15 protein-coding genes are annotated in these 14,245 nt (G+C 67.5%); 3 read left to right on the top strand and 12 right to left on the bottom strand.

The window, feature by feature from the left end; translation table 11 throughout:
* Positions 1–15 precede the first annotated feature (15 nt).
* From ACT89H_RS02415 to ACT89H_RS02405, 3 genes are read left to right on the top strand one after another with little or no spacing between them, the layout of a single operon-like run.
* Positions 16–756, top strand: a complete 741-nt coding sequence (locus ACT89H_RS02415; protein ID WP_445106803.1) for a maleate cis-trans isomerase family protein — start codon at positions 16–18, stop codon at positions 754–756.
* 14 nt (positions 757–770) lie between these two features.
* A complete protein-coding gene (locus ACT89H_RS02410; RefSeq protein ID WP_445106802.1) occupies positions 771–1,502 on the top strand; it encodes a maleate cis-trans isomerase family protein in 732 nt (243 codons plus the stop codon).
* Positions 1,489–2,154, top strand: coding sequence for a GntR family transcriptional regulator (locus tag ACT89H_RS02405; RefSeq protein ID WP_445106801.1), 666 nt, complete (start codon positions 1,489–1,491; stop codon positions 2,152–2,154). Before ACT89H_RS02410 ends, ACT89H_RS02405 begins: the two co-directional genes overlap by 14 nt.
* 157 nt (positions 2,155–2,311) lie before the next feature.
* Here ACT89H_RS02405 and ACT89H_RS02400 read toward each other — a convergent pair whose 3' ends face one another.
* The 12 genes from ACT89H_RS02400 to infB form a co-directional block, all read right to left on the bottom strand.
* Positions 2,312–2,635 carry a hypothetical protein gene (locus ACT89H_RS02400; protein ID WP_445106800.1) on the bottom strand — a complete coding sequence of 108 codons (324 nt, stop codon included), beginning with the start codon at positions 2,633–2,635 and terminating at the stop codon, positions 2,312–2,314.
* Positions 2,636–2,648: 13 nt separating this feature from the next.
* A complete protein-coding gene (locus tag ACT89H_RS02395) occupies positions 2,649–3,041 on the bottom strand; it encodes a hypothetical protein (protein ID WP_445106799.1) in 393 nt (130 codons plus the stop codon).
* Positions 3,041–4,294: an amidase domain-containing protein gene (locus tag ACT89H_RS02390; RefSeq protein WP_445106798.1), complete on the bottom strand. Its 1,254-nt coding sequence runs from the start codon at positions 4,292–4,294 to the stop codon at positions 3,041–3,043. Before ACT89H_RS02390 ends, ACT89H_RS02395 begins: the two co-directional genes overlap by 1 nt.
* A 151-nt stretch (positions 4,295–4,445) precedes the next feature.
* Positions 4,446–4,889, bottom strand: a complete 444-nt coding sequence (locus ACT89H_RS02385; protein WP_445106797.1) for a DUF3558 family protein — start codon at positions 4,887–4,889, stop codon at positions 4,446–4,448.
* A 136-nt stretch (positions 4,890–5,025) separates the two neighbouring features.
* Positions 5,026–5,925, bottom strand: a complete 900-nt coding sequence (gene truB / locus ACT89H_RS02380) for a tRNA pseudouridine(55) synthase TruB (protein ID WP_445106796.1) — start codon at positions 5,923–5,925, stop codon at positions 5,026–5,028.
* Positions 5,925–6,593: a 4'-phosphopantetheinyl transferase Npt gene (npt, locus tag ACT89H_RS02375; RefSeq protein WP_445106795.1), complete on the bottom strand. Its 669-nt coding sequence runs from the start codon at positions 6,591–6,593 to the stop codon at positions 5,925–5,927. Before npt ends, truB begins: the two co-directional genes overlap by 1 nt.
* Before the next feature lie 57 nt (positions 6,594–6,650).
* Positions 6,651–7,610, bottom strand: coding sequence for a metallophosphoesterase family protein (locus tag ACT89H_RS02370; RefSeq protein ID WP_445106794.1), 960 nt, complete (start codon positions 7,608–7,610; stop codon positions 6,651–6,653).
* 58 nt (positions 7,611–7,668) lie between these two features.
* The gene (locus ACT89H_RS02365) at positions 7,669–9,006 is read right to left on the bottom strand and encodes an MATE family efflux transporter (protein ID WP_445107335.1); all 1,338 of its coding nucleotides are present in this window, start codon (positions 9,004–9,006) and stop codon (positions 7,669–7,671) included.
* Positions 9,007–9,192: 186 nt separating this feature from the next.
* Positions 9,193–10,194 (bottom strand): DHH family phosphoesterase, encoded by a 1,002-nt coding sequence (locus ACT89H_RS02360; RefSeq protein ID WP_445106793.1) that lies wholly within the window; start codon positions 10,192–10,194, stop codon positions 9,193–9,195.
* 13 nt (positions 10,195–10,207) lie between these two features.
* The gene (rbfA, locus tag ACT89H_RS02355; RefSeq protein WP_445106792.1) at positions 10,208–10,651 is read right to left on the bottom strand and encodes a 30S ribosome-binding factor RbfA; all 444 of its coding nucleotides are present in this window, start codon (positions 10,649–10,651) and stop codon (positions 10,208–10,210) included.
* 89 nt (positions 10,652–10,740) lie between these two features.
* On the bottom strand, positions 10,741–11,031 hold the full coding sequence (locus ACT89H_RS02350; RefSeq protein WP_195149198.1) for a DUF503 domain-containing protein: 291 nt from the start codon (positions 11,029–11,031) through the stop codon (positions 10,741–10,743).
* 79 nt (positions 11,032–11,110) lie between these two features.
* A complete protein-coding gene (infB, locus tag ACT89H_RS02345) occupies positions 11,111–14,143 on the bottom strand; it encodes a translation initiation factor IF-2 (RefSeq protein ID WP_445106791.1) in 3,033 nt (1,010 codons plus the stop codon).
* Positions 14,144–14,245 lie beyond the last annotated feature (102 nt).

Below are 14,245 nucleotides of genomic sequence, written 5' to 3'. Positions count from 1 at the left end.
GCGAGAGGGGCCGTAGTGGATCTGAGCTTTCCCGACCTCGAGGGGCCCGTTGCCCAGCGGGGTATCGGGATCATCGCACCGTTCGACCTCGCCCTCGAACGAGAGCTCTGGCGCTGGGCACCGCTGGAGGTGAGTCTGCACCTGGCTCGCACCCCCTACGAACCGGTCCCGGTGTCGCTGGAGATGGCCGAACTGGTCTCCGACGCGGCGCATCTCACCGCGGCCACCCGCAACGTGCTGCACGTGGAACCCGAACTCGTTGCCTACCTGTGCACGTCGGGCAGCTTCATCAAAGGCCTCTCCTACGAGAGGTCGTTGCGCGACACCATTTGCCGGGCGGGGGCGCAGGACGCGGTCACCACCTCCGGCGCCCTGCTCGAAGCGATCCGCCATCTGGACCTCACTCGAATCTCGGTGCTGACCCCGTATGACGAGATCCTCACCCACCGGCTGCACGAGTTCCTCGGCGAAGCCGGGTGTTCGGTGGTGCGCTCCGACCACCTCGGGCTCGGCGGCGGCATCTGGAAGGTCGGCTACCGCACGATCGCCGAACGCATCGTCGGCGCCGACGATCCCGAGGCTCAGGCCGTCTTCGTCAGTTGTACCAACCTGCCGACCTACGACGTGATCGAGCCGCTGGAGAAGGCCCTCGGCAAGCCGGTACTCACCGCCAACCAGCTCACCATGTGGGCCTGTCTCGGCCGGATGAAGCTGCCGATGATGGGCCCGGGCAAGTGGCTGCTCAACGTTTTCTGAAGGAAGACCATCACATGCACGCACCCACCGTCGGTTTCATCTACCCCGGCCACGCGGCCGAGGACGACTACCCCCTCGCGGCAGCGGCGCTCGGCGCGCGCCTTCCGGTGGCCCACAGCTACGGCACCGACCTGCACGCCGTCCCCGAACTGCTCGAGCTGGGCAGCCCGGAAAAGATACGCCTCGGCGCATCGCTGCTCGCCCGGCATCGCCCCGAGGCGATCGTCTGGGCCTGCACATCCGGCAGTTTCGTCTACGGGCCCGCCGGGGCGCGCGACCAAGTGCGCGCGCTGGCCGAGGTCGCCGGCGTCCCGGCGACCAGCACCAGCATCGCGTTCGCCGACGCCGTGCACGCGCTGCGACTGCGCACCGTCGCCGTGGCCGCCAGTTATCCCGACGAGGTCGCCCGGCTGTTCGTGGAGTTCCTCACCGATGCGGGCGCCGACGTCGTGTCGATGTCCAGCGCGGGGATCGACACCGCCGCCGAGGTAGGCACCCTCACCCCGGCCCAGGTGCTGCGGCTGGCGGCGGACAACGACCATCCCGATGCCGAGGCGCTGCTCATCCCCGATACCGCGATGCATACGATGGCGGTGCTGCCGGACCTGGAGGCTACGCTGGGCAAACCGGTGCTGACGGCCAATCAGGTGACGATCTGGGCGGGGCTGCGGCTGGCCGGCGCCGAGCCGGTCGTTCCCGGACTCGGGACCTTGTTCGCGGAAAGGCAGATCGATGTCCGTCGTTGATTTCGAGCCGGTGAACCGGCAGTCGACCGCGGAGATGATCGCCGATCGGCTCCGCGAGGCGATCATGCGCGGCAGTCTCGCGCCCGGATCGCAGCTCGGCGAGGCCGACCTCGCCGCGCGGTTCGCGGTCTCACGCGGACCGGTGCGCGAAGCCATGCAGCGGTTGGTGTCCGAGGGACTGCTGCGCAGCATCCGCCATCGCGGCATCTTCGTCATCGAACTGAACCTGGACGACGTCGTCGACATCTACCGGGCCAGGACGGCGCTGGAGGGCGGCGCGCTGGAGCTGATCCTGGACGGCCGCCGCCAGATCGCCTACGAGGCGCTCGGTCCCAGCGTCGCGGAGATGATCGCGTGCGCCGAACGAGGCGACGCGGTAGGAGTGTCCGACGCAGACCAGGCTTTTCATGAGGCGCTGGTCGAGAGTGCCGCCAGCCCACGGCTGGTGCGCGCCGCCCGCACCCTGCTGATCGAGACGCGAATGTGCCTGGGCGCCTTGCAAACCACCTACCCCGACCTCCGCGACCAGGCCCGCGAACACGTCGACCTGCGCGAAGCGATCGCCACCGCCGAACCCGCGCGCGCCCGCACGCTCCTAGCCGACCACATGGACGACGCGGTACGACGCCTCCGCCACCAGATCGGCCACTAGATCGCCAGGATGTCCACCTCGACATGCGTCACAGCTCCGTCATCACATCGGCACCTGAGCTCGGAGGCGAAAGCTCGCCGCATTCCGGTCAGCATCGACACAGGATCGGCCCGATTCTATGGCGACACACACCGGCACACAGACAAATTCAAGTTCACTATTCGGACATGACCTCCGCGGCCCTCCCGATCCGATCAAGGCTTACCGCGTAACGTTCATCTACGTTGACCCGCGCCGTGACGACCTCGACGATTTTCTGGCCGATACTGTCCAGCTCTTGTAGGCCGGACAGCATGTCGTTTTTGCGAACGTATGCGAAGTCGACGAGAGCCGGGCCGCTCTTCCAGCCCTCGTTGGCAGCAGCGGCGGGCGCTACCTTATCAAACTGTTTCTCCAAGCGGGCTCTGGCTTCACTGCTATTTGTGGAGATTGATTTCCCGGCTTGTCTAGCGGTTTCCGGGTCCATACAGACGTCGCCCATTATCTGCCGCCTTTCATATCCTGGATGGGCACGGGTGGTACTGGGATGAAATCGGCTCGTTCGAGTCAGGCGATATGATACTAGCGATGACGAGGGTCGCGTACAATGCGATGCACACAAAAGCAAAGGCCGTTACCATGATCCAAACCACCGTGAGCCCGCCAGGATTCTTTAACAGAACTCCGAGCAATACAATGAGTGAAAGCGCCGAAATCACAAGTAACACGGCACCCGCATAGTTCAAAACGATCGCAATTACCGGTACATCGATCGACTCCGTGCACCGCGTGGCGAGGAGTTCTTTCTTTCTATCGTCGAGCAGGCCGTCTGCCCAGACAGAGACGACCAGCGCACCCGTTAGAGACAGGACCGCCACAATTAGCACGAAGACAGTTGGGCGCTTCATCACCAGGTCTCCTTGGGTCGAATGATGCGGATGTTCTGCGTGCCGCCGTCCTGGTTGGCAAAGCCGATCCGGTCAGTAAGACTCAAGTCTCTGCCGCTCGTGGTGTGCTGCGAATAAAGTACGTCACCATTTGGAAGAACTGCTGTGACAACTGCCGCATGGTGCGCTTCGCCCGGATTGTAATCACCCACCTTCTGAGTGTGTTCGAAATAAATTACGTCTCCTGGTCTCGCGCCTGCAGCTCCGACTTCCTGCGCACCATTGTTCAAAAAGAAATTCTTCTGCTTCTCAGCGTTGAACCACGTGTCGGTGTGGCTGAGCCCCTGCAACGACCCTGGACCCGGTGGATCGAAATCAATTCCGGCCGTTCGGCTTCGCGTCCACGCATCCGACTGGGTGGTCAGAGTTCCCTTGGAATCCAGTCCAGCGGCAGAAAGTGTATTTGATACAAAATTAGCGCAGTTGTTGTCAAAGATATCGATCGAACTGTCGTTCCAATGCTCTCGCGCATACCTGACGGCCTCGACAGAACTATATCCATTCGAGCCTTCCAGTTCTCGCTTCACATTATCGGGTATTCCATTGAGATCATGCAGCTCCACCGGAACCGCACGCATCAAATCTTCTCGACGTTCAACCGACAGAGAATTCCACCATTGCTGAACAGTTTCGGGTGACTGACCTTGAGGGAGAGTTTCACGGATGGCGTCGAGAGCATCTTGAACTGCAGCGCTCTGCTGTTTCCGCGCTTCCTCCAACGAAGTGCTATTTACACTGATATTGAGTTTGCGTAGGGCACCGGCAACTTCCTCGTCCGCCTTCGTCGCTGCGTCGACAGCGTCCTTGATCAGTGCGTTGCACCGGTCCCTGACGGCGACGGCGCCATCGGGATCATAGTGATCCGGCGGAACAACGACCGTATCGCCGCTCAACTGGAGCCCCGCCACCGCCGCCGCGGAAATCGCGGAGCCGGCCTCGGTCTGCGCAATCCGCGCAGCGTCTTCCAACGAATCGAGCGCAGTGACCGCCCCGCGCAGGAGAACGCCGACCTCCTCGAGCTTGTTGGCGACGCCGGTAATCCGGTCGCGAACGATGTCTCCGAGATAGTCGGGCCATGACTCTTTCAACCTCGTGGTGCCATTTGCGTGGATCTCGGCTACGGCTTCTTCGCAGTCCTTCGCAGCCGCCAGCAGGTCGTCCGCCGCAGCTTGCCATTTCCCGGGGTCCGCGTTGCGGAGTTGGTCCAGATTCACCGGGAAACCGCCAGGGCATCGTCGGATCGGCATAGCGGTTGCGGTAGCGCAGCTGCTCGATCTGGCCTGTCGGCAAGACCTGAAACACTCTGAAAATTTTGCGCGAAAATCAGAAACTTCACCACATTATCCAAATTTGATCACATACTTTTCATACTTGATTACATCGATTCGATGATCGCAGCGATTGCGGCCGAGTTGGTGTAATCCTGACCAGTGATACCCAACCGGCTGATCGAAATTCGGTCCCAGTGCGCCCGGCTATCGTCGGACCCCGCTGTCCCGTGTTTCCCGGTTTGTCCGCGATTTCGGCTGGTGGCCCGCTGGTGCTGTAGATCGAGATCGAGTAGCGCGAGCCCTTCCAGGCACAGATCGCCCACCCGGACTGATGAACGCCCCCGATCCCGGTCTCTGCGGTCGCCGGGTCCACACCCGCTGCTCTAAGTACATCGTCGGGAACCCCTGTGCACGGGTCGAACAGGACCTTGGCCGCAGCGGTGCTCGAGGTGGGCAAGCCGCTCGTCGTATCCCCACACCCAACGACACCCGAGGCAGCCAGGGAACCAAGCAGCACCAACGTGATTCGACGGCTCATCCCCACCCTCCCGACCCGTGACAGCTCAGTGTGCCAACGGTAGCAGACGGCGGGCACTGCGGTTCGGGGCCGCCGATTGCTCCACGCGCGATGCAATCTACGCGCGGTGACCGCGCGGGACTGCTCCGGCACCGGATCAGAGGTTGGCGGGACGGACGACCATCACCGAGGACGCGCGATCGCCGGACTCGCGCAGCAGGGCGATAGCGCGGCCTTCCGGGTCGATGGCGGCGTAGACGCCGGGGATTCCGGCTGGGGCGAGCCAGCGTCCGTTGCGCAGGTCGTCGGCCTGTTTGTCGTCGATGTCGCGGCGCGGGAAAGCCGTTCGCACCGCAGCGTCGATGTCGAGGCTCAGCGGCGGCGTGCCCAATTCCGCGGCGACTGCCAGATCGTCCAAGGTGCGGGCGTGCTCGAGCGTGAACGGACCGACCCTGGTGCGGCGCAACGCGGTCAAGTGGCCGCCGGCGCCGAGCGCGGCGCCGAGGTCTCTGGCCAGCGCCCGCACGTAGGTGCCCGAGGAGCACTCGACCACCACGTCCAGGTCGACGAAATCGCCGACATCGCGCCGGGCGAGCACGTCGAACCGCGACACCGTGACCGGGCGCGCGGCCAGCTGCACGTCCTCGCCCGCACGGTGGCGGGCATAGGCGCGCTCGCCGTTCACCTTGATCGCGCTCACGGTGGCGGGCACCTGCTCGATGTTCCCGGTCAGTTCCGCTGTGCGCGTGCCGATATCGGCGTCGGTGAGGTGACCGGCCGGTGTCGTGGCCAGCACTTCGCCCTCGGCGTCGTCGGTGCTGGTCGCCTGCCCCAGCCGGATGGTCGCGGTGTACGCCTTGGTCGTCAGCGTGAGCAGGCCGAGCAGTTTTGTCGCACGTTCCACGCCGAGCACGAGCACACCGGTCGCCATCGGATCGAGCGTGCCCGCGTGGCCGATCTTCTTCGTGCGCAACAGTTTCCGGCATTTCGCGACGACGTCGTGACTGGTCCAGCCACCGGCCTTGTCGATGACGAGCAGTCCGCCGAGTCCGTCCATCAGACGTGCGCGATCGCGGTCAGGATGTAGCCGCCGGTGATGAGCCAGCGGCCGTCGAACGAGAGCAGCGGCGTGCCGCCGTCGGTGGTCTGCCCCGGCACCAGTAGTTCGGTATGGAAGCTGCCGCGACCGGAATCGGCGGAGCCGTCCTCGATCTCGAACGTGATGTGCGCGTCCTCGAAGCCGAGCCAGCGCAGTGTCAGCGGGAACCACGCCTTGTAGGTGGCCTCCTTGGCGCAGAACAGCAACCGGTCCAGGTGCAGTTCGGAATCGGTTGTCTTCAGCCACTCCCGCTCCGGCGGCAGGCTGACCGAGTCCAGTACGCCGTCCGGCAGGGTGGCGTGCGGCTCGGCGTCGATGCCAATGGAGCGGAACCGCAGCCGGTGGCCGAGCGCGGCGGCCTGGTAGCCGTCGCAGTGGGTCAGGCTGCCGACGATTCCGCGCGGCCACACCGGAGCGCCGCGTTCGCCCTTGCCGATCGCGACCGGCTGCTCGCCGAGCTGCGCGAGCGCCAGCCGGGCGCAATGCCGTGCGCCGATGAAGTCACGGCGGCGCTTCTCCACCGACTTGGCGATGAGATGCTCCTCCGCCGGATGCGGCCGCAGATCCTCCGGGTACGCCAGCAACTCGGCCGAGGCCACACCCGCGGGCAGAATGTTCTCGATCATCACCGACGAGCGTAGTCGAGCCGTACCGGGTGGGATCGCAGCGCCATGGGCGTCGGACTAGGCCAGCCCGCGCCGCTGCTGTGCCTTACTGCGCATCTCCGCGGCGGCGGCCTCCATCTCGGGAGTCACCTGGAAGTGCCCACCCCACTTGTTCAACGTGCCCGGCGGATACTGCGGGGTCGGCAGGATCTGGCGCAACAACCGCTCGGGCAGACCGCGGCGCTGCCATTCGCGCGGGTAGCCGAGCGACACCTCCTCGAACCGGACGCCGTCGTAGTGCGAGGTGCGCGGGATGTGCAGGTGACCGTAGACCGAGCAGACCACGTTGTAGCGGGTGTGCCAGTCCGCGGTCAGTTCGGTGCCGCACCACAGCGCGAACTCCGGATAGAACAGCACGTCGGTCGGCTGTCGCACCAGCGGGAAGTGGTTGATCAGGACCACCGGGGCGCCGGGGGCGAGCGCGTCGAGCTTGCGCTTGGTCACCTGTACCCGGGCATGGCACCACGCGTCCCTGGTCAGGTACGGATCCGGGGAAAGCAGGAATTCGTCGGTGGCCACCACGTTGCGCTCACGCGCGATCGCCAGGCCCTCCGCTTTCGTGGTGGCGCCCTCCGGCAGGAACGAGTAGTCGTACAGCAGGAACATCGGGACCAGTGTGATCGCTCCGCCGTGCTCCTCGGCGCCCGCGCCCTGCCACACCGGAAAGGGGTCCTCCGGCGTCAGCACGTCCAGGTCGCGGCACATCGACACCAGGTAGTCGTAGCGTGCCACCCCGGCCATCTGCACCGGGTCCTTCGCAGTCGTCCACAGCTCGTGATTGCCCGGCACCCAGATCACCTTGGCGAACCGGCCGCGCAGCAGCTCCAGCGCCCACCGCACGTCCTCGGCCTTCTCCCCCACGTCGCCGGCCACGATGAGCCAGTCCTCCGGCGAGTCCGCCTGGATCTGCTCGACGACCGGCCGATTCCCCTGGTGGCCGACATGAATGTCGCTCACCGCCATCAACTTGGGTATCACCACACCTACCTTGGCACATCGATCCGGATTCGCGCGCACCGGCCGAGCCGGGTGTCGATCACGTCGGCACTTCTGCGCCGACCAGAGCCCACCGGCCCGACAACGCCCGTACCGCGACGGCGATCAGCCGCAACAGCATGAACGCGGCGAGGCCGGACCAGATTCCGGCGACACCCCAGTCGAGGGCCAGCGACAACCAGATAGCGGGCAAGAAGCCGAGCAGAGCCGCTGCGAGCGTGGTGGTGCGCAGATAAGCCGCGTCACCGGCGCCGAGCAGCACGCCGTCGAGTGCGAAAACGATGCCCGCCACCGGAATGAGCGCGACGAAGAACCACCACACGACGTGAGCGCGATCGAGCACGTCCGGATCGTCGGTGAACAGTGCCGGAATTGCCACCGCCCCCGCCGCGAAGCAGGCGGCGAGCCCGAGGCTGAAGATCTCCGACCAGCGGGTCACACGCCGGGCGATCCCCCGGGCGCCTGTGGCGTCCCCCGCGCCCAGAGCCGCGCCGGTGAGCGTCTGCGCGGCGATGGCCAGAGCGTCCAGGGCGAGCGCCAGAAAGTTCCACAGTTGCAGCACCAACTGGTGGGCCGCCACCGACGCGGCGCCGAAGCGCGCGGCTACCGCGGCCGCCGAGACGAAGCACGCCTGGAAGGCGAAGCTGCGCACGATCAGGTCGCGCCCGAGCACGAGCTGGGCACGCATCACCGACCAGTGCGGAGCCAGGGAGACCCCTTCACGGATCAACGCGTTCAGAAACAGCGCCGCGGTCACGATCTGACCCGCCACGTTCGCCACCGCGGAGCCGGGCAGGCCCAGGTGCGGGGCACCGACCAGTCCGTGCACCAGCGCCGGGCAGAGGACTGCCGACACCGCGAGTCCGGCGAGAACATAAACCAGCGGCCTGCGCGTCTCCTGGACGCCCCGCAGCCACCCGTTCCCCGCCATGGAGATCAGGATCAGCGGCACGCCGAACAACGCGATCCGCACCCAGCCCAGCGCCTGCGCCGCGATATCCCCGCCGCCCGCGATGGCGCCGGTCACCGGCACCGCGAACGCTTGGACCAGCACCAGGATCGCGGCGCCGACGGCCACGGCGATCCAGGTGGCCTGCACACCCTCCGCGACGGCACCACGATGGTCGCCCGCGCCGTGGCGACGCGCCGAACGCGCGGTGGTGCCGTAGGACAGGAAGGTCAACTGCGAACTCGTCTGCGCCAGGATCAAACCGCCGACGGCGAGCCCGGCCAGCGCGAGAGCCCCGAGCCTGCCGACCACGGCCAGGTCGAACAATAGGTAGATCGGTTCGGCGACCAGCACGCCAAGGGTGGGCAACGCCAAGCCGAGAATACGTCCGGGCCCGGCCGCGGCGGCCCCGTCGACGCTCTCCGGCAGGGCCTGGTCACTGACATCCGCGCCCTTGGAGCCCTGTGCGCTCACGAACACCTCCTCCACAGCTCGCCCTCCGAGACCACCGTCGTTCCGACTTCGCTCCCACCGTGACACGAGCCACCGACAAACACGGCGGCGCCCGGCTTCGGCCGCGAAAATGACCGCATCACCGGTGATTCCGGCATCGGGTCACCCGAGCGCGGCCAGCAGCGCGCTGATCAGGTCTTCGGGGGCACCGTGCGCGGTGTACCCGGCGGCGAAGCGATGCCCGCCGCCACCCAGCGACGTAGCCACCTCGGCGACATCCACCCCGTCGCCCGCACACGATCCGCTGTCGCGGGAGCGCAGCGACACCGTCCACCGATCCGGCACCGCACGGGATTGCTTGAATACCGCGGCGATTCCCGCTTCGGCGGTCGTGCGCACGATGTCGATGACGCTCTCCACCTCCTCCGACCGCACGTCGTCGATGTCGTCACGCCGCACGAACGCGTACACCAACCCGACACCGCCGCGCGCCTCCGGGACGAGCCGCGCCGTCCCGAGCACCCGCGACAACATGGGCAGCCACTCGAACGGGTGGGTGTCCATCAAGGTTCGTGCGATATGCGCGCCATCTATTCCGGTGGCCAGCAGCCGCTCCGCCAATTCGTGCGTACCCGGACGCACCCACCGGAACGAACCCGTATCGGTGACCAGGCCCGCGTACAGGCAATGCGCCACCTCCGCATCGATCGGCACACCCCACGCGTCGAGCAACCGCGCGATCAGGCTCGTGGTGGACTCCGCGGCGGGATCGACCACGTTGATCGCTCCGAAGCGCGTGTTCGACCGATGATGATCGATCACCAATGTCGTTGCCGCGCCTGGTAATCGGTCGGCGAGCGCACCGAGTCGGCCCGCGCTGCCGCAGTCGACCGCGACCAGCAGGTCGACCTCGCCGCGCACCTCCACCGGCGCCACCAGATGCCGCACGCCGGGCAGCGACCGCATCGACACGGGCAATTCCGCGGGCTCGGCGAACGACACTTGCACCGGGACGCCGCGCCGGTGCAGCACCAACGCCAGCGCCAGACCACTTCCTATGGTGTCCGCATCGGGCTGCACATGGCAGACAATGCTCACCGAGCGCGCGGCGTCGAGCGCCGCCACGGCCGAGTCCAAGCCGGCCGTTTCCCGCATCGTCGTCATCGACTACCGCATGTCACTCGTCGGCGTCGCGTTCGACCTTGTAGGGGTCGGCATCGCCCGCGTGCCTGGCGGTGGCGGCCACCTTGGCGACCGCGTCGTCCGCGGCCCGCGCCCTGGCGAGCAGTTCCTCCATCTGCCGTGCCGCGTCGGGCACGGTGTCCAGTACGAATGCCAGCGTCGGGGTGAACTTCACCCCGGTTCCCGCGCCCACCTTGGAACGCAGAACACCCTTGGCCTTCTCCAGACCGGCCGCCGCACCGTCGTAATCCGGTTCGGCGTCGAGATTTTCGCCCATCACGGTGTAGTACACCGTCGCCTCCCGGAGATCGCCGGTGACCTTGGCGTCGGTGATGGTCACGAAACGCAGCCGCGGATCCTTCACCTCGTATTCGATCGCGGTCGCGACGATCGAGGAGATCCGCTTGGCGAGTCGACGTGCCCTGGCTTGATCCACCATGGCCGTTTCCTCCTCACTGTCAACTCTGTTCGATGGCGGTCGGAGCGTGGCCCGCAGGCCGCCACCCGAGCTCCGTCGCTGCTCCGCGGTCAGTCCTCGGGCCCGAAGACCCGGCGGCGCACCGCCAGCAACTGTAACTCCGGACGGGCCGCGACGTGCCGTTCACATCTGTCCAGTACCTCGGTCAGGTGATCCATTCCGGCACTGACCATAGCCACGCCCAGCAACGAGCGACGGTATAGATCGTGTTCCCCGCCTTCGGCGGCACTCACACCGAAACGCTGCAATTCGGCCAGGATCGGCCGGATCACCGAACGCTTCTGTTTCAGGGAATGCACATCACCGAGCAGCAGGTCGAACTCCAGTGCACCCAGGTACACCTACACCCCTCCATATCGGGAAGACCGGCCGGACGCCGCGCACTGGGCGCGGCGTCCGGGTCGTGGTCCTCGCGGCCTGTCAGTCGCGCGGCTTCTCGCGCAGCTCGTAGGCCTCGATGATGTCGCCTTCCTTGATGTCGGAGTAGGTGACCGTCATACCGCATTCGAAGCCCTCGCGGACCTCGGTGACGTCGTCCTTTTCCCGGCGCAGCGACGAGATCGACATCGTCTCGGCGATCACCATGTTGTCCCGGATCAGGCGCGCCCTGGCGTTGCGTTTGACCGAACCCGACGTGACCATGCAACCGGCGATGTTGCCGATCTTCGACGAACGGAAGATCGCCCTGATCTCGGCACGACCCAGCTCGACCTCTTCGTAGATCGGCTTGAGCATGCCCTTGAGGGCCTTCTCGATCTCATCGATGGCCTGGTAGATCACCGAGTAGTACCGGATGTCGACGCCCTCGCGGTTGGCCAGCTCGGTCGCCTTGCCCTCGGCGCGAACGTTGAACCCGATGATGATCGCGTTCGACGCCGAAGCGAGGTTGACGTTGGTCTCGGTGACGCCACCGACGCCGCGGTCGATCACCCGCAGACGCACCTCGTCGCCCACCTGGATCCCGAGCAGCGCCTCTTCGAGGGCCTCGACCGTACCCGAGTTGTCGCCCTTGAGGATCAGGTTCAGCTCGCTGGTTTCCTTCAGCGCGGCATCCAGATCTTCCAAGCTGATCCGCTTGCGGCTGCGTGCGGCCAGCGCGTTGCGCTTGCGCGCATTGCGCCGGTCGGCGATCTGCCGCGCGATCCGGTCCTCGTCGACCACGAGCAGGTTGTCACCCGCTCCCGGCACCGACGTGAAGCCGATGACCTGGACCGGTCGCGACGGCAGCGCCGCCTCGACATCCTCGCCGTGCTCGTCGACCATCCGGCGCACTCGGCCGTAGGCGTCTCCCGCCACGATCGAGTCGCCGACCCGCAGGGTGCCGCGCTGGATGAGCACGGTCGCCACCGGGCCTCGGCCGCGGTCGAGGTGCGCCTCGATCGCCACGCCCTGCGCGTCCATATCCGGGTTGGCCCGCAGATCCAGTGCCGCGTCCGCGGTCAGCAGGACCGCCTCGAGCAGCGCATCGATGTTGATGTTCTGCCTGGCGGAGATGTCGACGAACATGGTGTCGCCGCCGTATTCCTCGGCGACCAGGCCGTACTCGGTGAGCTGCTGACGCACCTTCTGCGGGTTGGCGCCTTCCTTGTCGATCTTGTTGACCGCCACGACGATCGGCACGTCGGCCGCCTGCGCGTGGTTGATCGCCTCCACCGTCTGCGGCATGACGCCGTCGTCGGCGGCGACCACCAGGATCGCGATGTCGGTCGCCTTCGCACCGCGGGCACGCATGGCGGTGAACGCCTCGTGACCCGGGGTGTCGATGAAGGTGATCAGCCGGTCCTCGTCGCCGAGGTGGGTGAGCACCTGGTAGGCGCCGATGTGCTGGGTGATGCCACCGGCCTCGCCCTCGCGGACGTTCGCCTTGCGGATGGTGTCCAGCAAGCGGGTCTTACCGTGGTCGACGTGACCCATGACGGTCACCACCGGCGGGCGCTGTTCGAGGTCTTCCTCGCCGCCCTCGTCCTCGCCGTAGGTGAGGTCGAACGACTCCAGCAACTCGCGGTCCTCGTCCTCGGGGCTGACCACGTGGACGACGTAGTTCATCTCGCTGCCGAGCAGCTCGAGGGTCTCGTCGTTCACCGACTGGGTCGCGGTGACCATCTCGCCGAGGTTGAACAGGGCCTGCACCAGCGCGGCCGGGTTCGCGTCGATCTTCTCCGCGAAGTCCGACAGCGAGGCGCCACGGGCGAGCCGGATGATCTCGCCGTTGCCGCGGGGCAGCCGCACGCCGCCGACGGCGGGCGCCTGCATCGAGTCGTACTCTTGCCGCTTCTGCCGCTTCGACTTGCGGCCACGCCGGGGCGCGCCACCGGGACGGCCGAACGCGCCTGCCGCACCGCCGCGGCCACCGGGACCACCCGGACGGCCACCGCCGCCACCGCCGCCGCCGGGACGACCGCGGAAGCCACCGGCCGCCGCACCACCGGCACCGGGCGCGCCGGTACCCGCACCGGGAGCGCCGCCACCACCACGGTAGCCACCGCCACCGCCGCCGCCGGCGGGACGACCGGCACCGGCACCACCGGGGCGGCCGGGACGACCCGCGCCGGGGCCGCCGGCGCCGCCGGGACGCGCCGCACGCGACGGCATCGCGCCGGGGTTCGGACGGGGCGGCATCGAGCCGGGGCTCGGCCGCGGACCGCCGGGACGCGGGCCACCAGGGCCGGGCGTCGGACGCGGGCCACCCTGGGCCGGGCCGGGCCGCGGACCACCCTGCGACGGACCCGGACGCGGACCACCCTGGGCCGGGCCGGGCCGCGGGCCGCCCTGCGACGGACCCGGACGCGGACCACCCTGACCGGGGGCCGGACGCGGCGCGGGACGCTCGGGAGCCGACGAATAGGGGTTGTTGCCGACGCGCGGGGTCTTCGGCCCGGGACGTGGGCCGGGTGCCGCACCGCCTGGCCGCTGGCCACCAGGGGAGGGCGCGCCGGGGCGCTGCTGCTGCCCGGGACGCTGCTGCTGCCCGGGACGCGGGCCGCCCGGCGTCGGACGCGGACCGGCCGGGGCGGGCGCGGAACTCGCACTCGGGCCCGAAGCCGCGGCGGCCTGCGGGGTGATCGATTCCCTGGCGGCGGGCTTGGGCGCCGGGGAAGGTCCCGGACGGGCGGCGGGGCCCGGCTTCACAGCCGGGGATTCGCCGGTGCGCGCCGCGGGAGCGGCGGTCTCCTGCGCGGTGGGCGCCGGCGGACGGGGACCGGGACGCGGGCCTCCGCCCGCGGGCTTGGGGCCCGGACGGCCGGACGGTCCGGGGCGTGCACCCGGCTTGTTGCCGTTGGAGGGCGCGGATTTCGCCGCGAACGACTCACGCAACCGACGCGCGACGGGAGCTTCCACCGTCGAGGACGCCGACTTCACGAACTCGCCCTGCTCCTTGAGCGTTGCGAGTAGTTCCTTGCTCGTGACACCGAGTTCTTTTGCCAACTCGTGCACGCGGGCCTTGCCTGCCACTGCTCTCCTCACTGAGAGGTCGAGCAGCGCCACCGTTGGGGACGGCGGCCCGCACGACCTCGGGTTATCTCCGATGGACGTTCATCGTTGGTACTTCACGGT

Source organism: Nocardia aegles, from assembly GCF_052545135.1.
This window is presented reverse-complemented; position numbering and strand designations above follow the sequence as displayed.

Coding starts and splice junctions, on each gene's coding strand:
- ACT89H_RS02360 (WP_445106793.1), bottom strand. CDS start 10,194: ATGACGACGATGCGGGAAACGGCCGGCTTGGACTCGGCCGTGGCGGCG.
- ACT89H_RS02395 (WP_445106799.1), bottom strand. CDS start 3,041: ATGAAGCGCCCAACTGTCTTCGTGCTAATTGTGGCGGTCCTGTCTCTA.
- ACT89H_RS02385 (WP_445106797.1), bottom strand. CDS start 4,889: ATGAGCCGTCGAATCACGTTGGTGCTGCTTGGTTCCCTGGCTGCCTCG.
- npt (WP_445106795.1), bottom strand. CDS start 6,593: ATGATCGAGAACATTCTGCCCGCGGGTGTGGCCTCGGCCGAGTTGCTG.
- ACT89H_RS02405 (WP_445106801.1), top strand. CDS start 1,489: ATGTCCGTCGTTGATTTCGAGCCGGTGAACCGGCAGTCGACCGCGGAG.
- truB (WP_445106796.1), bottom strand. CDS start 5,925: ATGGACGGACTCGGCGGACTGCTCGTCATCGACAAGGCCGGTGGCTGG.
- ACT89H_RS02410 (WP_445106802.1), top strand. CDS start 771: ATGCACGCACCCACCGTCGGTTTCATCTACCCCGGCCACGCGGCCGAG.
- rbfA (WP_445106792.1), bottom strand. CDS start 10,651: ATGGTGGATCAAGCCAGGGCACGTCGACTCGCCAAGCGGATCTCCTCG.
- ACT89H_RS02400 (WP_445106800.1), bottom strand. CDS start 2,635: ATGGGCGACGTCTGTATGGACCCGGAAACCGCTAGACAAGCCGGGAAA.